Genomic DNA, 19,312 nt, shown 5'->3' with positions numbered 1-19,312 from the left:
CACTTGATAGACAAAAATGTATGCAGAACAGCATCGGCTACGTCATACCAAAATTAGAAAGGAACTGGCAATGAGCTCTGTAATCTTAAGAAACGTAAACAAATCCTACGGCAACTTGCCCATAGTGAAGAACCTCAATTTGGAAGTAAAAGACGGTGAGTTCGTCGTGCTGGTCGGCCCAAGTGGTTGCGGAAAAAGCACCACTTTGCGCATGGTCGCAGGGCTGGAAGACATTACTCAAGGGGAAATCCAAATCGGCAACCGCGCCATTAACGACTTGCCGCCGCACAAGCGCAACATCGCCATGGTGTTTCAGAACTACGCGTTATACCCACACATGTCGGTACGGGAAAACATCGTTTTTGGCCTAAAAAAATCCGGGGCAGACGCCGACACCATCAAACAAAAACTCGCCGATGTATCAGAAATGCTCAAACTCGATGACTATTTAGATCGTAAACCCGCCGACTTGTCTGGCGGCCAACGTCAACGCGTTGCCATGGGGCGCGCCCTCGCTCGGGACGCGGACGTGTATTTGTTCGATGAACCTTTATCGAATCTAGACGCCAAACTTCGACATCATATGCGTTCCGAAATCGCTCGTATTCAGCATCAATACAGCATAACGGCAATCTACGTCACCCACGATCAGATAGAAGCCATGACGCTGGGCGATCGCGTGGTCGTGATGCGCGATGGCATCGTCGAACAAGTCGGTACGCCGATGGATATTTATCTACAACCGACCAACACCTTTGTGGCGACGTTTATCGGCTCGCCCGCGATGAACTTATTCGAAGCCACAATAGAAGGCGACGACCTTGTATTCGATAACTATCGCCTTCCAGCGTCAAAAATTGCCAATGTAGATCTGCACGATCTTCGTTCTCACGACACGGTATTGATCGGTATTCGCCCTGATTTCTTTGAAGACAGCGCACTGTCGTCTCTGAGTGATAATCTGTTTGAATTCAATGATATAAAAGTGGAATTAATAGAGAATCTTGGCTTCGACAAAGAAATCATGTTCACACTCGGCGGCGAAGACGCCAAGGCCAGACTTGACCTACGCTCCCACGTAAAACGCCAAGAACACATCTCGCTGTCCGTCGATTTGAATCGCGTCTTGTTATTCGATACGAGTCCACAGGGCATGTTGATTAATGCGGGGGACGTTTAAAGAAAAGTTTGAATACATAACCTAGGCTTTATGAGCAACAGAGACAGTATTTTAAAGGACTGTAAAGATCCTTTTTCTCATTAAAAAATGACGAAGAAGCGACTTTGTGTTTTTAAATAGGGCTGATGGCGACACAAAATTGATTTTTACCGTCCGCTTTCGCTTCGTATAAAGCTTGATCCATTTGTCGTAAGCAATCGCGATGCTTACTGGCTTGATGGTCTGACAGCCCTATACTAACGGTTATCTTTCGCCCTACATTAAAATCATGAGCGGCAATGTTTCTGTTAAGCTTTGTTAAGCTTTTTTGTAATTTTGTTAAATCAGATTCAGAAAAAATAATGACAAATTCTTCGCCGCCCCAACGGCCAACGATATCATTTGGCCCAACATTATTTTTTAGCTGTTGTGCTAACTCTATCAGCACTTTGTCACCTTCCTCATGACCAAATAGGTCGTTTACTTTCTTAAAGTCATCTACATCGATCATCGCCACAAATAAATTATTTTTTGAACTCAATAATTGATCTTCTAAATAGCGCCGATTACGTAATTTAGTGAGCGCATCCATCGTTGCCAACTCTTGCAGCTGGCCATTAGCTTCTTCCATCATCGAGTAAGCCTTCCGACGGCTCGAATCATAAAAAACAGACACCATTAAGATAAGAAAATAAATCGCCGAGAAATGTATTAAATTAATAGGAAGAAAAGGGGCTGGTTCCCAAGTATCCATTTGAGAGGAACAAAAATATAAAACACACACAAAGTTAATCGCGCTTAATACAGCACCAAACCGATACCCTAAAAGAAAAATACCCAGTACGGGGGTTAAAAACGCGAATGCTAGAGCAAACTCTTCGTTTCCATCAATCAAAATCAGTATAAAAGAATCGACGGTCACAATGGTTTGCAAAATAACGGCGGCTACTTGAGGACGTTTTTTTACCAATAGGTAATACCCCCCAAGCATGCAAAATATAAGGCCAATAACATTAGAAATGAGCATAGGAACATAAAAAGCCACAACAAGATTGTAGTAGCTAAAAAAAGCGAACCCAGAAGAAATAATCAAAAGAGCAGAAAATAAAAAACTTCGGAAACGAAAGTCTGGATGGGTATGTTTGACTCCAAACGATTTTTCTAAAAAAGTAACCATACAAATCCCAAATGGTTTATCAGTGCATAACCCTTATATCGCTGTCCATTATTAACAATAATTAAAGTTAGCGGCATTATTCAGCTGATCAATTATAAACACTATTTTGGTTAAAATCCGGCCATGTTTTGTTATTTTTTATATATCACTCCTTACTTCGACCGCGCTTTAAATCGCAGACACACCCCAACCGTCACTCGATCTGGAGTGCCTTTGATATCAGCTCTCTAGTAATACACATCAATACCAAAAGTCGGCCTTTCGCGATGTCCTTTAACCTTTATCTTTACTCGGCTTTTAAATCAGATCTGCCATAGGGTGCTTTGTTTTGGTTAAGCCCTCTCGTACACCGCTTTTATTCTCATCATTTTGGTTTTGGCTGAGTTTGAATTTACCTTGTATGTCCGTCACTTCTATTTCTACTCCAACAACAGCAGCTTGTAGTCTATCTATGTATTCCTGTGGTGCATCGGACATTGACCAAGGAGCAGACTGGGTTTGCTCATGTGTGTTGGTGAGTTTTTCTAACAGTGCCAGCTTCCACTCAACGTCATAAATGAATTCGATTGAGCCTTTGACATGAACAGCTTGATAATTCCACGTTGGGACGGCTTTGCCATCACGTTGTTTCGATGGATACCAGTTGGGCGAGATATAGGCATTATCACCTTGGAATATAACCAATACATCCGCTTTGTTCGCGACTTTTTGCCAAAGTGTATTTGCTTTGGCGATGTGTCCCTGTAGGAACACTTTGCTGTCAGCATCGACGTGGACCAGCATGGGAATATGATCGGCGTTTAAACCCTCTGTGCCGTTGGTCACTAGGGAAGCGAAAGGAAATGCTTTAATGAATTCAAGCAACTCAGCTTGATCTTTCACTTCGAAATGTTTTGGTGCGTACATTGATGGCTCATCCTTTATTTAGAGTACAAATAATCAATCACTCAATAACGCAGCGGCACTGCCACACACCGTCATCACAAAAAGGAACCATTTTAGGTGATTTGGGTTGGCTTTGATGGCCATTTTTACGGCAAGGTAAGAACCCAACATGGTGCCAGACGCGAGGATTAAACCAGGAATCCAGAGGATTTGGTCGTTCCAGATAAACACGCCCAACGCCAACGCGGTGAAGCCAAGCGTACAGACCATTTTTAATGCATTGGTACGGACAAGGTCATAACGCAATGTGCCAGCTAATGCCGCAATCAAGATGAAGCCCACGCCTGCTTGAACAAATCCACCGTAAATCCCAGCAATGAATAAGGCGATCCATGCGCTTGGTTTTTCACTTACTTTAAACGGCACAGTGCCTTCAGGTGGCGCAATTAACGTAGGGCGAATGATCATGATTAACGTCATGCCGATCATCGCGCTTAGCAACAGCGGCTTAAGCCATGTTTCGGGCGCGTAACTTGCTGCAAAAGCCCCCACTACACCACCAAGTAAAGACGGAATCATCACTGGCATAATGTCAACGGTGTCGAGTTTTTTAGCTTGACGGAAACCAAACGTCGCGGTGACATTTTGTAAAAATACACCCACACGATTGGTCGCATTGGCGATGTCAGCTGGCATACCCATAACCATTAACGCCGGTAACGTTAAATTAGAACCGCCACCCGCCAGCGTGTTAATAATACCGGCGATAAACCCAGTGCCGATCAAAAGGCTAACCGTAAACAGGCTGTAATCCATAACATCGTCCTTAAAAAGACTCGTATGCGAGTCAGAAAAGTATCAAAAGAGGAAACGGATAATAAGGAGAATCGGACAGAGTGACAAAGGATTCTTCACGCTATTCAAATAAACTCGCTCTTCGATAAAAAATTAAAAATGCTCGTCCAGTTTTCGGTTGTTGCGCACACGGATATCACGCTAACCTGTTTGAGTGGAAAAAACACTGGCGATCTACAACGGACAGCAGCATGTTAATAACAAATGAAAAGCAAGCCGATGGCTATTACCAAGCCTTGATCAACCGAGAGCCTAGCTTTGTCGGGGTGTTTTTTGTGGGTGTCAAAACCACGTCGATTTTTTGTATTGCGACGTGCCGAGCGCGCAAACCCAAACGTGAAAACGTACTGTTTTATAGTCATTTTAAAGACGCAATGGACGCGGGGTTTCGTCCTTGTAAAGTCTGTCGTCCAACAGAGAATGCGCATGAAGCGCCTCACGAAGTAAAAGTGGCGATGGATTTGGTACGAGACTGCACCAAAGCAAAAATCACCGATCAGCAATTAAGAGAAGCCAACATACGACCGATCTTTGTTCGACGCTGGTTTAATCAACATTACGGCATGACGTTTCAAACCTTTCAGCGTATGTATCGCATTAATTATGCGTTTCAGGAATTGAAAACAGGAAAAAGTGCGACTAACGCTGCGTTGGATTCAGGCTACGACTCTTTGAGTGGTTTCGGCTACACTTTTAAAAAGCTACTCGGCCATTCGCCGACCCTTCATTTGGAGAATGCAGTGATTCTAATCGACCGACTTACCACGCCCATTGGCCCTATGTTTGTGTGTGCCACGGACGACGGTATTTGCTTGCTTGAATTTGTTGATCGACGCATGTTAGAAACCGAGTTTGAAGATTTACAGCGTCGTTTAAAAGCGCCGATTGTCGCGGGCGAAAACGCACATACGAAGCAACTTAAACAAGAATTAGAAGAATACTTCTTAGGCAGCCGACAAGACTTTACCGTGCCGCTTCAAACGCCAGGCACCGAATTTCAAAATGGCGTCTGGCAAGCGCTTGGCACGATTCCTTATGGCGAAACCGCAAGCTATCAAGAACAGGCCACGCGTTTGAATAACCCCAAAGCGGTTCGAGCCGTCGCTCGCGCTAATGGTATGAACCGCATTGCCATCGTGATTCCTTGTCATCGGGTAATTGGTAAAGACGGCAGTTTAACCGGATACGCAGGCGGATTAGAACGAAAACGCTGGTTACTTGACCATGAAAAAGCGCACTGCTGATGCACAGTTTTGCTTACAAAACTGTCTCTCAAGGTACCTAGTTTCATGAATACATCAAGGATGTGTCATGGCAACGTAATTTCCCTCTACAGCGCTTGAATTACACTCTCAGCAAGTCCATCGTGTACACTTTGATTGCTATAAGATGGAATTCAACATGCCTACCAACATTGTCGCTGTATATGGAACACTTCGCGAAGGTTTAAATAATCACACGTTAATTTCGGAATGCAAACGCATCGGTCTTGGCTGGTTAACGGGCTTTCGCATGCACAATTTAGGCGATTACCCAGGTATTGTGTCGACCCATGACGACGGTGGTCGGATTAGGGTGGAATGGTATGACGTATCGGATGAAATTTTAGAAGAATTAGACCGTCTCGAAGGGTACGACCCAAATGCGGTGGACGCTTCCATGTACATTCGAAAACGTATTTTTTCACCGTATGGCCGAGGCTGGATTTATCTATACAACAAATCTTTAGACAACGCGCCCTATATGGAAGCTGGCGATTGGGAACGATTTTCTAGAACGACTATAACTCACCAAAGCGCACAATCGGCGTAGACAGTATTTGTGCCGCTTGGGTACTTTGCAGTTGGGTGATATTCGCCACACTTGCTTTGACTTGGGCTTCATTCGTTAACAAGCCAAATCGCACCACAAAGTGTTTTGATTCACCTGCGTCAATTGTCGGCACCAAGCCTAAACCGCGCTGATAAGAACGGTTATACGCAAAGCTGGTGCCCGGTTCGATGCCGACAACATAACCTTGCTCTACCGTGTCCGTATTTTTCCACACGGTCAGCACGGGCAAGGTGTCCGTTTGATAACTCACTTCTATGCCGCAGCGTCCGCTGGCATTGTGTAATAAAGCATGAGAAAAGCCATTCTCGTCGCTCAGTGGTCGAATATTAAACACCATTTCATCAAAGTCTTTCGTTGGCGCTGGCATTTGGTTCCAGTCACTCAAACCGCCTACAGCGTAGTCATTAAAAGGCGACAGTTCCGCAATAGGAACATGCAGCTGCGCGCCCTTTTCAAGAATCGGTTGCGCAAAATTATTGTGATAAATCGCTTGGTATTCGCGCGGGTAACTGCCTTTGTTGGTCAGCGTGTCTTCGACCAACAAATAGGGTTCGTCTGGCGTCAAAGACAAGGCCGTTTGCAATTCAAAGTTAGTGAACTTAAAGCGTTTTTCGTCGACTCGACCGCGTAACGTCACACGATAAGGCGGCTCTTGCTCGACTTCTAAAATCACCTCGTCAGCGGGCGTGTTTTGGATTCGTCCATGCAAGGTCAAAAACTCATCGCCGTCTTGGCCTGGATGCCCTGCCCATTGATAACCACAGCGCACAATCATTTCATTAAAACCATCCAACCAACCGATGCCGCCAGACGCTTCTTGATGAATAAAGCTCGGGTGAACCACTTCCTTAACAGGAGAATCCCAACCAAATCGAATGTCTTCTCCAGCCACATTTTTCCTAACGACATCCAGAACCGCCATGCCGCGTGTCGGCACAATCCGCACGACAGAATCGCCAACGGTTAACGTAATCAATCGAGAACCTGTTTGCTTCCCGCCCATCAAACAAGTTTGTCGAATGCTAATCGGAATGTCTTTAGGCAAGCCCATTAATTCTGCGGACAGCGACAAATTACCAACATCAATATGTTTTTGATTACTAAGAAGAACAAGTTGAAACATGGACACGACTCCAAAGACAAATCCATCATGCTAGCGCGAGCATGAACACATGGCTAAACACTAGAATACATTGCTCTATTTACCCAATGTCCCTTCTCGCTTATGGGTATAGTCCTCGTACGAGTCATTGTATTGACTCATGCAATCATCGTATTGATTCGACTTTAATCGCTGACAAGAATGCGCATGGTTGTTTTGTAGATTGCTGTATAACTCTTTTTTACTACAGCCAACCACCGCCACAATAAGCAAAATTGGGAATAGAATTTTCATGGTACGAAGTGAACCTTTCCGATTTGAATTTAGGAAAGGTTAGCACGTCAAAAAAGCTACCGCACGCAGCGGTTAAAAGTCCCCCGGCGCGCACTGTAAGCAAGTCAGTCCCAAATTACGCCAACCTTTAACGACGGCATCGCGATCATCCAACACCAACCAAGGGGAAAAACCATCCGCATGAATTTGCTCTAACAAGGCTTTTTTCACCTCTTCATCAGGCACGGCATCGGCGCCTTCTGGGCGAAGATAAATGCCATCGCACGGTATATTGTTTTTTTGAATCCATTCAAGCGAGTGCTGTTTATGAGATTCTGGGCGACCACTGCAAATCAAAATATGTTGACCTTGTTGCTTGAGAATATTCACCAAACGCAATATATCTTCAATCACTGGCGCATGCTTCATGTGTTCGAAGAACGGGTCCCAGTGTTTTTCAGCACCCAATACCCAATGGGCAACTTGAGTGTGATCAAATTCAGCAAGGGTGCCATCTAAATCAACAATAACGGCGTTTGGCATCATAAAACTTTTCCTTTAAATGGGGTAATAGTCCAGCCGTTTTCATCTTGGCTGGGAACGAAAGAAATCGGGGTCACGTTGCCAATTCTGGGGCAATACGGTGTGCCATTAATGATATTGTTCAACACGCGGTACACGCCTGAATGCGCAATGATTAACGGCCAATCATGTTCACTTAAAATGGTGTTTAGCGTGCTGATCACGCGCGTTTCAAAGTCTTGCCAAGATTCGCCATTAGGCGGCGTAATTTCGTAGGCGAGTTGCTGCTCAATCGGACAACCTTCTAAATCGCCCCAATTGCGCTCTTTAAGCTGTTCGTAAGGCACTATAGCTTGCTCTGGCACTGCATGAAGCGCGGTTTGTTGTGTGCGTTGTAGTGTGCTGGTAATCACCGCGCTCCACTCAATAACACTTAGAATCGGCGCCGCTTGTTGGGCTTGTTGAACGCCTTTTTCACTCAACGGACTATCAGTAAAACCACCAATAAGATAATTAGCATTAAACGTACTCTGAGCGTGGCGTGCGAACACAAAGGGTTTATGGGTTAACGTCATAATGTTGCTCAATTTTGCTCTGTGAAAGATAAGTCTGTGTAATATTTGCCTGTGACGTCACACTAGAACCAAGGGCGGTTTTCCATTCATTTAGGTCTTTCATGTGATGAAAGAGCGGCGAGCACACATCGCACTCAAGATGATCGACAAGGCGCTTTAAATCTCGCTTACGCGGATGCACATTCCAACGGACAAAATGCGCCTTGTCTTCGCTGACGGCTTGTCGGGCGTGTTCAGGAAGATGTCCGGTATAAACGGGTAAATAACGCTCGGGCTGCTGTAATAACACCGCCGCTTCGCCGCTCATGCCATCGGGATCACCGCATAACACCACCTTGGCATCTGGGTTAAACGGCTGACTCTTAATGCGTTCTAAGATAGGACGAACCTCGGTGCAAATACCTTCTATTGGTGCCGCCAAAGCGGACTCTGGCGACAAACAATCTTCGCCTAAAGTCCAATCATCGAAACCAAAGGATGTGAGCCAACAGGCAATTTCTAACGCGCGTCCACTTTGTGGTACCGGCATCAACAACGCTCGTTCATCGCCAAGGAAATTCACCAAGGCACTTTTGCATTGCTCTAACGAATTGTCATATAAACCATAGGATGCATCGAGCAAGGCGATGCTGGCTTTCGGCGGCATGGTGAAAGGATACAGGGTAGATTCCAGACTGAAATCACCGCTGTAAAACACCCCCTTCCCAATATTAAGGTGTAGCCAAATGCCGCCAAACGAATGCCCAGCGGAACCAGTGGTGACTTCAACGCCTTCAACCACCGTCGTGCCGCAAACCGGCAAGGTCTGTAGATTCAGATGACTCGGCAGCTGTTGCTGCACCAACAAGGTCGCATAAACCGGTACCTTGATATCTACGTCGTCTAATCCGCCCATGTGATCTTGGTGATCGTGGGAAATGAAAATAGCATCGAGATTGTCAGGTTGTGTCCAGCCTTTGGCTTCGCCTGCTTCTAACGCGCCACCAGCATCGAGCAAAAAACGCAGCGTTCGAGCGTGAGGTGACGCTTGATAAGTGATCAAAATAGCCGCCGCCGTTTTTCGACCTGCGCCGCTGAGAATCTCAACGCAGACCTTCATGATTCACTCTCAAGCGACCAAGCTTGCCCAAGACGCACATGATGCACGCTTTCAAGTGTCATCGGCACATCGCTGTAGGCCGATAACGTCTGGCCATTGTTTAGCATTAACTCGATGTCATAACGCTCTCCACGGAAAATACAGTGGCGAACGGTCACTGCGAGCGGTTTTGAATTCGCCACATCGGCGCTCGCATCAACAAACGCAATATCTTGCGGTCGAACCAACACATTGCTGGAGACTGTTTGTGGCAAATAGCCATCAATCAAACGATGTAAATCGGCGCTATTAATGTATTGCTGTGGCGCAATCGCTTCCACGTTTAATACGGAACCTCGACCAATAAAGTTCGCCAGCCAAGTGTTCTTCGGCGTGGCGTACAATTCCTGTGGCGTTCCCCATTGCACAAGTTGGCCTTTGTTTAATACCGCGATGTGATCCGCCAACGACATGGCTTCGGATTGATCATGAGTCACATAAACGATGGTCGCTCCGGTGCGCTTGTGAAACGCTCGAAAGGTTTCTTCCATGGTGGCACGTAAATGACGATCTAAATTCGCCAGCGGCTCGTCAAACAACACCACATCCGGTTCAGTCACCAAACTTCGCGCCAATGCCACACGCTGACGTTGTCCGCCGCTAAGCTGCGCTGGTAATCGATCGGCATAGTCTTCAAGCTGAACGATCTCTAACGCTTCTTGGATGCGTCGATTGCGCTCGGCGGCAGGGATTTTTTGCACCTTAAGCGGATAACCGACATTGTCTTTTACGCTCATGTGCGGCCACAGTGCGTAGGATTGAAAAACCATGCCGAAGTTTCTATCTTCGGTGGGAACATGTCGCTTTGCGCTCGAAAGACAGTCCGTACCGTGAATAATTTGTCCGTCTGAAACGGGTTCAAATCCCGCTAACATTCTTAAAATCGTCGATTTACCACAGCCACTCGGACCAAGCAGCGCGACAAACTCGCCCGGTTCAATGGTCAAACTCAAGCCTTTAACAACGGGATCGCCATGAAAAGATTTATGTAGGTTGTCTAATATTAATCGTGCCATGGAATCACTCCTTTTGGCAGACGCGAAGCAAACAAGCTCAATAGGCTCATCAGCCCTGCAACCAGTAACACCACCAGCACGGCAATGGCAGAAGCCAGTACGCTGTCGCCACTTTCATCTAAGTTAAAAATCAGCACGCCTAAGGTTTCGTTACCCGCACTCCACAACAAAGCCGACACCGTCAGCTCATTAATCGAGATGAGAAACACCAATAATCCACCCGCAAAAAAAGCCGGTGCTGTAAGAGGTAAAATAATGTCGATCAAACGCTGTATTGGTCTTGCACCAGCAAGCTGAGCGGCTTCTTCTAATGCTGGGTCTAGCTGTGACATCGCACTTAACACTGGCTTCAAGCACACGCTCAAAAAGCAAGAAAGGTACGCCAAGAAAATAATCCCCAACGTGCCGTACAAACTCACTTCGATAAAAGGTAATGGCTTGGCAAACAACAAGATAAAGGCGATCGCCAAAACAATACTGGGGATGGCGTAAGGCACTTCGATCAAGCTGGCAATCACAGCTCTGGTGCGCATTGGTAAACGCATCAACAAATAGCCCAAAGGTAAGGACACTAGCATCAACACCAAAGCGCATGAGAAGGCCAAGAAGGCGCTGTTTTCAAACGCTCTTGAAGTAACGCCTTGGCGGCTGATCATCTCGTAAAATGCAGACAAGGTAATGGTGTCGGACGTCAGCGACATGCCCAAAGCAGGCACGAGCGAACTGACGACCAAAGCAAACAAAGGCGCCACCAAAATAAAGCAAAGTACCAAGGCCAACAGTACTTCCAATGGCAAACGCCAGCGCTGTAACCGAAACGAAATCGACTGGGCTGTGTGACCCAACAAGGCATAACGGCTACGTTGCTGTAACCATTGCTGTAACAACATGCCCGCCAACACCAATAAAGCGATGATCATCGACAGCCCAGCCACTTGGCTCAGCATATCGTTACCGAATCCCGCCATTTGCTGATAAATCAAAGTGGGTAAAACAATGTAACCGGCGGGAATACCCAGCATCGCAGGAATACCAAAATTACCCAGCGACGAAACAAATGCCAATGCGGCACCCGCGATAATCGCACTACGACACAGCGGCACGATGATGTCGAACCAAACTCGGCACTGAGACGCTTTCGCCAGCTGTGCGGCTTCCATTAAGTCTTGCGGTAATGCAATGAGTTGCGTTCGAAGCGCGAGATACACCAAAGGCGCACTTTGGATGCCCAACAACAAGGCAATGCCTTCTGCTGAATACATCGGCTGCGGGCTGCCTAACGCTGGCGCAATGCCCAAGGTGTTTAAAATAGGACTCGCAGGACCAAACAATTGTAACCAGCTCAACGCCGTGACTTGAGGTGGAATCATCATCGGCAACATGAAACAAAACACCCAAATTGCGCGACCACGAATGTTCGTCAAGGTGACAATAAAGCCAAAACCGCAACCCAGAATCACCGCAATCAAGGTGCCTAAACCAGACGTATAAAAACTGTTTCTCAAGGCAACCCAAGTACGCTCACTGCGTAATACTTCTGCCAAAGGTGATGATGCCGAAAAGGTAACATGACTTAGCGCTTCCACCAGCAAGCGCAAACTGGGCACGACGCTCAAGGTCGCAATCAATATGAAGAGTCCGATGGACAACCAGCGAAGCTGGCTGTCCATCGTCAATCCATCCATCACACGTGCTTTTAACAAAGAAGGTGTCATTCTGCTTAACCTTCAAAGATCTTGCTGAAGCGGGCTTTATTCACTTCATTGTTTTCTAGTGTCTTCGCCGCATCGAATGGCATCAAACGAATCGCGTCACGCTTAGGAAAACCGGCTGGGACGCCGATGTCACCACGTGCGGGCAAATAACCTTGCTCCAATACCAGCTGCTGGCCGTCTTTGGACAATAGAAAATCAACAAAACGCTTCGCGGCCACTTTGTTTTTCGCGCCTTTCATAATGGCAACAGGTTCCGTCACCATGCTTACGCCCGTTTTAGGGAAGATAAACTCGATTGGCGAGCCTTTCGCTGCTTCGCGAATTGCCAAGAAATCCACAATCACACCATAAGGTTTTGTACCTGACGCAACGGCTTTCAATACGCCACCGTTGCCACCTTGTGCTTTCATTTGATTAGCATGCAATTGCTCGTAGTAATTCCAACCCAGCGATTTGTCATCCGTTAACGTCGCAAGGTGAATCAGCGCGGCGCCAGAATACAAAGGGCTTGGCATCGCTACTTGATTTTTATACTCAGGCTTCACCAGATCCGACCAATCGGTTGGTTGTTGTAGTGCTTTTTGATGACGCACAATGCCCGTCGTGATCAATTTTGTGCCGTAGTAATAACCCTTGTCGCTGTATAAGCTGTCTTCGTATTGTGTGCGATTAGGGCTTAAATAGGATTCTAAATAACCGTCCGACACCATGGATTCCATGGTCACGCTGTCGGCGATTAACAACACATCAGGTTTCACCACGCCGGAAGACAATTCAGCGCGCAACTTAGTCATCAATTTCGTGGTGCCATCGCGAACCCATTCCACTTTAATGTCTGGGTTTGCCGCTTCAAAAGCGTCCACTGTCATTTGCGCGTCTTTGTTTGGCTGACTGGTGTACAGGGTCAACGTCTCTTGAGCTTGCGCAGAAAGAGGAAAAGCAAGTGCCGCTGCGCATATCAATAAAGTCTTCTTGACGGTCATTGGGAAACTCTCTTTTTGGTAAGGGAGCTGCAACAATACCGACATAATTTGACACTATAGTGACAAAAAGTTTTCGTTTAATGGTGGTTTTCTTTCGTTTCGAAAATCATCTCGAAAAAACACAATAAAAGAGACTGAATCACTATGAATAAGCGCCACTATGACATTGTCCAATGGGTGAATTTACAAGGGCGGCAGACATTACAAGCCGTCGCAGACCAGTTTTCGGTTTCGGTGCAAACCATTCGTTCGGACATTCGATTATTAGCAGAAAAAGGACTAATACTGCGTAGCCACGGCGAAGTAATTCCGTTTCCTCATCGCGAAAATATCAGTTTTGACCAACGACGGATTCGCCATGCCGCAGGCAAAAAGCATATTGCCGACCTTTGTGTGAGCAAGATTGCGGATTATCAATCGATCTTTCTCGGCAGCGGTTCAAGTGTTGCTGAAGTGGCTAGCCAACTCGCACCGTTCAAAGGTCTACAAGTAATGACGACCAATCTGCATGCCGCGCGCAACTTATGTGAACACCCAGATTGCGAGCTGACGATTTCAGGCGGTCGAGTGCGAATGCGCGACCAAGATGTGATTGGCGGAGATGCCATGCGTTTTTTCCAGCGTTATCGCGCCGACATTGGTATTTTTTCCGTCGCGGCAACCAATAAACAAGGGCATTTGTTTGATTTTACCGACGAAGAAGTCATGGCCAGAGAAGCGTTAGTAGAACATTGCCACTATCGTATTTTGGTGATCGACAGCACCAAATTCGATACGGAGTCTCGCTGTTTGTGGGGGAAAATGAGCGATTATGATTGCGTCATCACCGACCAACAACCTGCACCTGCTTTATTAAGCACTCTCACTTATCAGGGCGTCGAAATATTGTATTAAGCACCTTCAGTTATCAGGATATTGAAATACTGTATTAAGCAAAAAACATGTTGAGTCAGTGATAACACGCTCATCCATATTGACCTATTCTAGATAACAAATCATGGCAATCTCGAATTGTGTAAAAATGCACTTGCTCTCGGTCTTTGTATCAGACTATTGTCTTAGTACATATATTGTATAGATTGAGGTTTTTATGAAGTCCCCCCTTAGAATCAGTCAGCAGATAGGTATAGGCTTAGTCGTTATTCTTTTACTCGCTCTAGCCAGTATTTATCTCGTCATTGAAGTAAAAGTAAAGCCCGATCTAACCGATGAACGCCAAAAACAAATAGCCGTTAACCAACAAGGATTAAGTGAACTACTCAGCGCGAAGCTGGAAAAAATTCAACTTCTCACCAGCACACTGGCTATCGCGGGTTCTCAGCTTCCTAAAGATGAAGCCCTCTTCAAAAAAGTATTTCCTAGCATTATTAACAATCACGACGACAAAAGCATTGCTGGTGGTGGTATTTGGCCCGAGCCCTCTGCTTTTAATAAGGGAACAGAGCGTCGCAGTTTTTTCTGGGGCCGCGATGGTTCTAAAATGAGCTATTTAGATGATTATAATGACCCAGCAGGGTCTGGGTATCATAACGAAGGTTGGTACAAAGTCGGTAAAACCGCATCGGTTAAGCTTTGTGCATGGTCTGAAGCCTACATTGACCCTGTCACGAACATTCCAATGGTGACCTGTACGATTCCAATGAAAGAGAACAGTAAATTCACCGGAGTCTCCACTGTCGATATGATGTTGGATGGCATCACGAAAACGCTAGAAAAATATGGCACAGAAAATCAAGGTTATGTATTCGCTATTGACCAAACGGGGCAAGTATTAAGTTTTCCAAAAGGCCAAGCCGCTTTAGTCAAAAATGATGGCAGCATGCTGACCGCAAACCAACTTGGAAGCGAATTACCTTGGTTGAAACCCGCGCTGGTTAAGCTGACCGGTAGCAAACAAGTCGTCTCTCTTGATTATGATGAGATCTTGGGTGGTGCGGCTTATGTTGATTTATTCAAACACCCTCAAACAGGTTGGACGATTGGTTTAGTCGTTCCCAAAGCTCGCATGATAGAAACGGCCCAGAATATGGGGTGGTTCCTTATGCTAACGATCGGCGCGTTGTTAATCATTGTTAGCATCATTGCCGTTTCCTTTTTCCGCAGCTTACTGGGTAAGGTCAATCAAACGACGCAGCAAATCCAAGACCTAGCCGATGGTGGCAGTACTCAAGAGTTGGTTGTTGGTAAGTTGAATGAACTGGGCGATTTACGTCAAGCCGTTAACGCTTATGGCGATAAGTTGAAAAAATTGCTTGAACAGATTCACATAGAGTCCGCGAACCTAGTGGGTGATGCGGGTCGTCTAAGCAAATTTAGTAACGACTTTTTAAGCAAAGCCAACAGTTTGAGCGATGAAAATATCACGCTTGCCGCGGCGACTGAACAGCTCGGTGCCACTTCTCATGATGTCGCCATGTACGCCAACGAAACTAAAGTTACCGTTGAGCGGATACATAAGGACGTTCGTAACAGTGGTAAAGAAATGAATACGGTTATTGAAACCATGCGTTCATTAACCAGTGCGATGAAACAAGCACAGACAAACATCCTCCAACTCGATGAAGACAGTCGTCGCGCCAATGGCATGTTAGGCGTGATCCGAGATATCGCAGAGCAAACTAACTTATTGGCACTAAACGCCGCTATCGAAGCTGCACGGGCCGGTGAAACGGGTCGTGGGTTTGCAGTGGTGGCTGATGAAGTTCGAAATCTTGCGGCGAAAAGTGAAAGCTCCGCGGTCGAGATTGAGCAGGTACTAGGCCGCTTACAAATAGCGTCTAAAGAATCTGTTACCTCAATGGAGCTTGGTCACAGTGAAACAGAAAGGGCCGTAACAACCGCAGAATCAACAGCAAGCCATTTACAGCAGGTGGTGGATGCGTTCTCGCAAATTACGGACCAAGCAACGCAAATTTCCGTAGCCGCTGGGGAACAACAAAAAGTGTCTCAGGATTTGAGTATGTTTGTGTCTCGATTGCAGGAACTGACAGGCAGCAATGCCAGTGACTCAAGTCACCTTAGTCGTATGAGTAAAGAAATCGATGCGATTGCAAATCGACTCAACGAACTAAAATAAACACTCAAACAGAAGCGTGAAAAAAGCTCATGATGGCAACATCATGAGCTTTTTTATTGTCGTAGAAGAGGTCAACACCCTAGAGAAGGTGCGAATAATATGCCACCCAACTATTGGGAGAGAATTTATTTTATAACATTGAAACTGGAATGTTTTCTTTTGAAAAAACATAACATCAAAATAAAAACCGTCACAATGGTGATAAAGAGCATGAATATTTTCATAGCAACTATCACACCAAAAAGATCGGCTAATACACCACTAAGAACGACAGGAATTGAAAAACCAGCGTAAGCATAAATAAATAAGTCAGCCGTGGCTCTCGCTCTATTTTTAGGGTCCCTAGAACCAAATTCATATAAGGCAGAAAGATAGAGAAAGCCGTAACTTGCCGCACTGGTGATAGAAGAGCCAATAAGAATTAAAGAAATTGAAGAAGTGACAGACCCTAATATAATCACAAAAAAACCGACAGGAATAAAAATAAGGCCTAGAGAGAGCGACTTAAACGAGCTTATTTTTCTTGCTAGAGGTTGACATAGAAAGCCTACAAATATCCCAAGAAAAATAACCAGTCCAATCCACTGGTCTAATTTCAATGCCTTAAGCTCTAAAGGGACGACGGCAATGATCATGCCTGTTGTCGCCCAAGATAGCATCATAGCGAGTCCATATACCCATGTTCCTGAAGGAAAAACAGGTAATCTAAACAATGAAAGATTTTTTGTTTTATCCGTCTTCGGCATCATAGCTGATGCCATGATGAGCACCGCTCCCAATATAAAAAGAACAATATAACTAACAGGTAAAAGAGTTGGTCCGTATAAACTAAGACTAAAGCTCGTCGCTAATGCCCCACTGCCAAAACCGAGAGAGGTGGCAGAAGTAACAAGAACAGTTGCAGTGCCCGCCTTATTTTCACCTACTAGCTCTGTCATATAAGCGGCGCCAGACGTTGTTGCTAACCCTGTACCAACGCCAAGCAACAGTCGAGCAACAAAAAGACTGGCCCAACTTGGAGACACCACTAACAACGCCGTTGCGGCGATACCTAGGACCAATGAGATAATAATTGGCCCCTTTCGTCCTACACGGTCAGACAGTCCTCCAAGGAAAAGTAACGTCGGTAGTAACCCTGCCACATAAGCGGCAAATGCAATGGTGACAGCAACGGAGCCAACATTACTTTCTTGAGCATATACGCCATATAACGGAGCTTGTAAATTGACGGCAAAAGTGACCGTAAATAGAACAAGCACAAGCAAGGAGGGATACACATACTTTTTGATCATTATTAATGATTTCATTCCTTAAAATTATCGAGTTGATAATTGAATGAAGAGTATAAATAACCAACAAAGCCACATAAATTCTTTTGAAATGAACTGTATTTAACGTAATGGTTAACATTCGTTAAAGCTAAACGAGGTTGTATTAAAGGTAAAAATACAATAAAGGCAGCAAAAGAAGGGCATGAAAAAACCAGTAGAGTACAGACAGCACCTCACTGGTTTAACTTAAAAGTGTTAACGTGCTTTAGAGTAAAGCCTCATAAAAAAGGCCAGTATTTGGCAATCAGTTTATGCATTCTTCGTCGATAAGGCGGTCGTAGTAACGCTAAGGTATTTGGCCCACGCTTACGCAGTACGGACTTACTATGAGAGAAAGTGCGGAAACCTTCTTCAGCATGGTACGCCCCCATTCCAGACGCCCCAATACCACCAAAAGGCAAATCCGCTTGCGCCACTTGAATGAGCGTGTGATTAATCACCAAACTGCCGCTCACAATTCGTTCTTCACATCGCGTCTGATCGTCACTTTGTTGCGTAAATAAGTACATAGATAAAGGTCGAGGTCTTTGCTGAATATAAGACAACGCCTCATCCATATTGGAGTACGTCAAAATCGGCAATACAGGCCCAAATATCTCGTCTTGCATCACGCTTAATTCATCACCTGGCTGATGAACGATATGAAAGGCCAGTTTTCCATCACTTTCTACCGGCCCTTGCGGCATCAAATTGTCACATTCGACACCAGCGGCTCGCGCTTCGTCTAAATAACCTTTCAGGCGGTCCAACTGACGGGCGTTAATCAAACTGGTGTAATCCGAGCTCAATACACCGTCAGGATAATACGCCGCCAGTTCCTGCTTTATATAATCAATTAGGGTGTGTTTTTGATCATGATGACAAAATACATAATCGGGTGCGACGCAGGTTTGTCCTGCATTAAGCACTTTGCCGAACACTAACTTTTTCGCGGTGTCTTTTAAGTCAGCAGAAGGCGCCACAAGCAAAGGCGATTTACCGCCTAATTCTAATGTGACTGGCGTTAGATGCTTGGCAGCGTTGCGCATAATAATGTGACCCACTGAGGTCGAGCCGGTAAACAATAAATGGTCAAACGCCAACTGGCTAAATTCGTTGGCAATTTCAGCTTCCCCTTCGACGACTTCGACCCAATTCTCACCAAGTGATTGATCCACTATGTCACGCAACACGCGATTCGTTTCTGGACAAAACTCCGACATTTTCATCATCACTCGATTTCCCGCCGCCAACGCCCCCACTAAAGGCCCCAGAGACAGTAAGACAGGATAGTTCCAAGGTGAGATCACTCCTACTACACCTTTTGGTTGATAGAGCACCTTAGCGCTCCCTGGCAGCGTACTAATGTGTACACGCCGACGAGACGCCTTCATCCACTTCGATAAATGTCGTTTGGCGTGTTTTATTTCTCCCATAAGGGGAATGAGCTCAAGCAATCTAGACTCTTGCGGAGCACGGTGTCCAAAGTCTGCCAGCAAAGCGTCTAACAAAGGCTCTTCATTAACCAATAACGCCGCTTGTAAACGCTGCAAACATTGCCGACGCTCTTCTAGCGTTGGAAAAGGGGTTTGCTGAGTCAAATTTTTCAGCCGAAAATACGCCAAGTGAATCTCATCTTTAGAAGAAAAAGAAGGTGAAACGGTTGCTGTCATTATGACCTCTTCTTATGTGC

General features: G+C 45.7%; 18 protein-coding genes. 5 read left to right on the top strand and 13 right to left on the bottom strand.

Annotation, left to right across the window (positions count from 1 at the left end; translation table 11 throughout):
* Nucleotides 1–70: 70 nt before the first annotated feature.
* Complete coding sequence (locus MP3633_RS00580; RefSeq protein WP_176334039.1) at nt 71–1,180, top strand: ABC transporter ATP-binding protein; 1,110 nt, start codon at nt 71–73, stop codon at nt 1,178–1,180.
* 112 nt (nt 1,181–1,292) lie between these two features.
* Here the strand turns inward: MP3633_RS00580 and MP3633_RS00575 are convergent, their stop codons facing one another.
* From MP3633_RS00575 to MP3633_RS00565, 3 genes are all read right to left on the bottom strand, one after another.
* Nucleotides 1,293–2,336: a GGDEF domain-containing protein gene (locus MP3633_RS00575; RefSeq protein ID WP_176334038.1), complete on the bottom strand. Its 1,044-nt coding sequence runs from the start codon at nt 2,334–2,336 to the stop codon at nt 1,293–1,295.
* A 297-nt stretch (nt 2,337–2,633) separates the two neighbouring features.
* Nucleotides 2,634–3,242, bottom strand: a complete 609-nt coding sequence (locus MP3633_RS00570) for an FMN-binding negative transcriptional regulator (RefSeq protein WP_176334037.1) — start codon at nt 3,240–3,242, stop codon at nt 2,634–2,636.
* Between the two features lie 33 nt (nt 3,243–3,275).
* Complete coding sequence (locus MP3633_RS00565; RefSeq protein ID WP_112135835.1) at nt 3,276–4,037, bottom strand: sulfite exporter TauE/SafE family protein; 762 nt, start codon at nt 4,035–4,037, stop codon at nt 3,276–3,278.
* 230 nt (nt 4,038–4,267) lie between these two features.
* Here MP3633_RS00565 and MP3633_RS00560 point away from each other — a divergent pair, with 230 nt between their 5' ends.
* On the top strand, nt 4,268–5,320 hold the full coding sequence (locus MP3633_RS00560; RefSeq protein ID WP_176334036.1) for a bifunctional transcriptional activator/DNA repair enzyme AdaA: 1,053 nt from the start codon (nt 4,268–4,270) through the stop codon (nt 5,318–5,320).
* Nucleotides 5,321–5,477: 157 nt separating this feature from the next.
* Nucleotides 5,478–5,888 carry a gamma-glutamylcyclotransferase family protein gene (locus MP3633_RS00555; RefSeq protein WP_244959752.1) on the top strand — a complete coding sequence of 137 codons (411 nt, stop codon included), beginning with the start codon at nt 5,478–5,480 and terminating at the stop codon, nt 5,886–5,888.
* On the opposite strand, the gene MP3633_RS00550 is transcribed toward MP3633_RS00555, so the two are convergent.
* The 8 genes from MP3633_RS00550 to MP3633_RS00515 form a co-directional block, all read right to left on the bottom strand.
* Nucleotides 5,857–7,032: an aldose 1-epimerase family protein gene (locus MP3633_RS00550; RefSeq protein WP_176334034.1), complete on the bottom strand. Its 1,176-nt coding sequence runs from the start codon at nt 7,030–7,032 to the stop codon at nt 5,857–5,859. The genes MP3633_RS00555 and MP3633_RS00550 overlap by 32 nt on opposite strands.
* A 75-nt stretch (nt 7,033–7,107) precedes the next feature.
* On the bottom strand, nt 7,108–7,305 hold the full coding sequence (locus tag MP3633_RS00545) for a hypothetical protein (RefSeq protein ID WP_176334033.1): 198 nt from the start codon (nt 7,303–7,305) through the stop codon (nt 7,108–7,110).
* Between the two features lie 72 nt (nt 7,306–7,377).
* Complete coding sequence (locus tag MP3633_RS00540; RefSeq protein WP_176334032.1) at nt 7,378–7,830, bottom strand: phosphatase domain-containing protein; 453 nt, start codon at nt 7,828–7,830, stop codon at nt 7,378–7,380.
* Nucleotides 7,827–8,381, bottom strand: a complete 555-nt coding sequence (locus MP3633_RS00535; RefSeq protein ID WP_176334031.1) for a histidine phosphatase family protein — start codon at nt 8,379–8,381, stop codon at nt 7,827–7,829. The genes MP3633_RS00540 and MP3633_RS00535 overlap by 4 nt, the downstream gene beginning before the upstream one ends.
* Entirely contained in the window at nt 8,365–9,480 is a 1,116-nt protein-coding gene (locus MP3633_RS00530) for an MBL fold metallo-hydrolase (RefSeq protein WP_176334030.1), read from the bottom strand. The genes MP3633_RS00535 and MP3633_RS00530 overlap by 17 nt, the downstream gene beginning before the upstream one ends.
* Nucleotides 9,477–10,535 carry an ABC transporter ATP-binding protein gene (locus tag MP3633_RS00525; protein WP_176334029.1) on the bottom strand — a complete coding sequence of 353 codons (1,059 nt, stop codon included), beginning with the start codon at nt 10,533–10,535 and terminating at the stop codon, nt 9,477–9,479. Before MP3633_RS00525 ends, MP3633_RS00530 begins: the two co-directional genes overlap by 4 nt.
* Entirely contained in the window at nt 10,523–12,205 is a 1,683-nt protein-coding gene (locus tag MP3633_RS00520) for an ABC transporter permease (protein WP_176336677.1), read from the bottom strand. The genes MP3633_RS00525 and MP3633_RS00520 overlap by 13 nt, the downstream gene beginning before the upstream one ends.
* A gap of 50 nt (nt 12,206–12,255) precedes the next feature.
* Nucleotides 12,256–13,233 (bottom strand): ABC transporter substrate-binding protein, encoded by a 978-nt coding sequence (locus MP3633_RS00515; protein WP_176334028.1) that lies wholly within the window; start codon nt 13,231–13,233, stop codon nt 12,256–12,258.
* Nucleotides 13,234–13,377: 144 nt separating this feature from the next.
* On the opposite strand from MP3633_RS00515, the gene MP3633_RS00510 reads away from it, so the two are divergent.
* Both MP3633_RS00510 and MP3633_RS00505 read left to right on the top strand, forming a co-directional pair.
* Nucleotides 13,378–14,127 (top strand): DeoR/GlpR family DNA-binding transcription regulator, encoded by a 750-nt coding sequence (locus tag MP3633_RS00510; RefSeq protein WP_176334027.1) that lies wholly within the window; start codon nt 13,378–13,380, stop codon nt 14,125–14,127.
* Between the two features lie 196 nt (nt 14,128–14,323).
* Nucleotides 14,324–16,309: a methyl-accepting chemotaxis protein gene (locus MP3633_RS00505; protein WP_176334026.1), complete on the top strand. Its 1,986-nt coding sequence runs from the start codon at nt 14,324–14,326 to the stop codon at nt 16,307–16,309.
* A 125-nt stretch (nt 16,310–16,434) separates the two neighbouring features.
* Here MP3633_RS00505 and MP3633_RS00500 read toward each other — a convergent pair whose 3' ends face one another.
* Complete coding sequence (locus MP3633_RS00500) at nt 16,435–17,601, bottom strand: MFS transporter (RefSeq protein ID WP_176334025.1); 1,167 nt, start codon at nt 17,599–17,601, stop codon at nt 16,435–16,437.
* Between the two features lie 257 nt (nt 17,602–17,858).
* Entirely contained in the window at nt 17,859–19,292 is a 1,434-nt protein-coding gene (locus MP3633_RS00495; protein WP_176334024.1) for a coniferyl aldehyde dehydrogenase, read from the bottom strand.
* Between the last annotated feature and the right edge of the window lie 20 nt (nt 19,293–19,312).

The organism is Marinomonas primoryensis, assembly GCF_013372285.1.
Lineage (GTDB): Bacteria > Pseudomonadota > Gammaproteobacteria > Pseudomonadales > Marinomonadaceae > Marinomonas > Marinomonas primoryensis.
Note: the sequence above shows the minus strand (reverse complement) of the source record. Positions and strands in the feature narration are given on the sequence as shown.

Excerpts from the sequence above, each read along its gene's own strand:
- MP3633_RS00580 (WP_176334039.1), top strand. The coding sequence starts at position 71 with ATGAGCTCTGTAATCTTAAGAAACGTAAACAAATCCTACGGCAACTTG.
- MP3633_RS00575 (WP_176334038.1), bottom strand. The coding sequence starts at position 2,336 with ATGGTTACTTTTTTAGAAAAATCGTTTGGAGTCAAACATACCCATCCA.
- MP3633_RS00570 (WP_176334037.1), bottom strand. The coding sequence starts at position 3,242 with ATGTACGCACCAAAACATTTCGAAGTGAAAGATCAAGCTGAGTTGCTT.
- MP3633_RS00565 (WP_112135835.1), bottom strand. The coding sequence starts at position 4,037 with ATGGATTACAGCCTGTTTACGGTTAGCCTTTTGATCGGCACTGGGTTT.
- MP3633_RS00560 (WP_176334036.1), top strand. The coding sequence starts at position 4,268 with ATGTTAATAACAAATGAAAAGCAAGCCGATGGCTATTACCAAGCCTTG.
- MP3633_RS00555 (WP_244959752.1), top strand. The coding sequence starts at position 5,478 with ATGCCTACCAACATTGTCGCTGTATATGGAACACTTCGCGAAGGTTTA.
- MP3633_RS00550 (WP_176334034.1), bottom strand. The coding sequence starts at position 7,032 with ATGTTTCAACTTGTTCTTCTTAGTAATCAAAAACATATTGATGTTGGT.
- MP3633_RS00545 (WP_176334033.1), bottom strand. The coding sequence starts at position 7,305 with ATGAAAATTCTATTCCCAATTTTGCTTATTGTGGCGGTGGTTGGCTGT.
- MP3633_RS00540 (WP_176334032.1), bottom strand. The coding sequence starts at position 7,830 with ATGATGCCAAACGCCGTTATTGTTGATTTAGATGGCACCCTTGCTGAA.
- MP3633_RS00535 (WP_176334031.1), bottom strand. The coding sequence starts at position 8,381 with ATGACGTTAACCCATAAACCCTTTGTGTTCGCACGCCACGCTCAGAGT.
- MP3633_RS00530 (WP_176334030.1), bottom strand. The coding sequence starts at position 9,480 with ATGAAGGTCTGCGTTGAGATTCTCAGCGGCGCAGGTCGAAAAACGGCG.
- MP3633_RS00525 (WP_176334029.1), bottom strand. The coding sequence starts at position 10,535 with ATGGCACGATTAATATTAGACAACCTACATAAATCTTTTCATGGCGAT.
- MP3633_RS00520 (WP_176336677.1), bottom strand. The coding sequence starts at position 12,205 with ATGGACAGCCAGCTTCGCTGGTTGTCCATCGGACTCTTCATATTGATT.
- MP3633_RS00515 (WP_176334028.1), bottom strand. The coding sequence starts at position 13,233 with ATGACCGTCAAGAAGACTTTATTGATATGCGCAGCGGCACTTGCTTTT.
- MP3633_RS00510 (WP_176334027.1), top strand. The coding sequence starts at position 13,378 with ATGAATAAGCGCCACTATGACATTGTCCAATGGGTGAATTTACAAGGG.
- MP3633_RS00505 (WP_176334026.1), top strand. The coding sequence starts at position 14,324 with ATGAAGTCCCCCCTTAGAATCAGTCAGCAGATAGGTATAGGCTTAGTC.
- MP3633_RS00500 (WP_176334025.1), bottom strand. The coding sequence starts at position 17,601 with ATGATCAAAAAGTATGTGTATCCCTCCTTGCTTGTGCTTGTTCTATTT.
- MP3633_RS00495 (WP_176334024.1), bottom strand. The coding sequence starts at position 19,292 with ATGACAGCAACCGTTTCACCTTCTTTTTCTTCTAAAGATGAGATTCAC.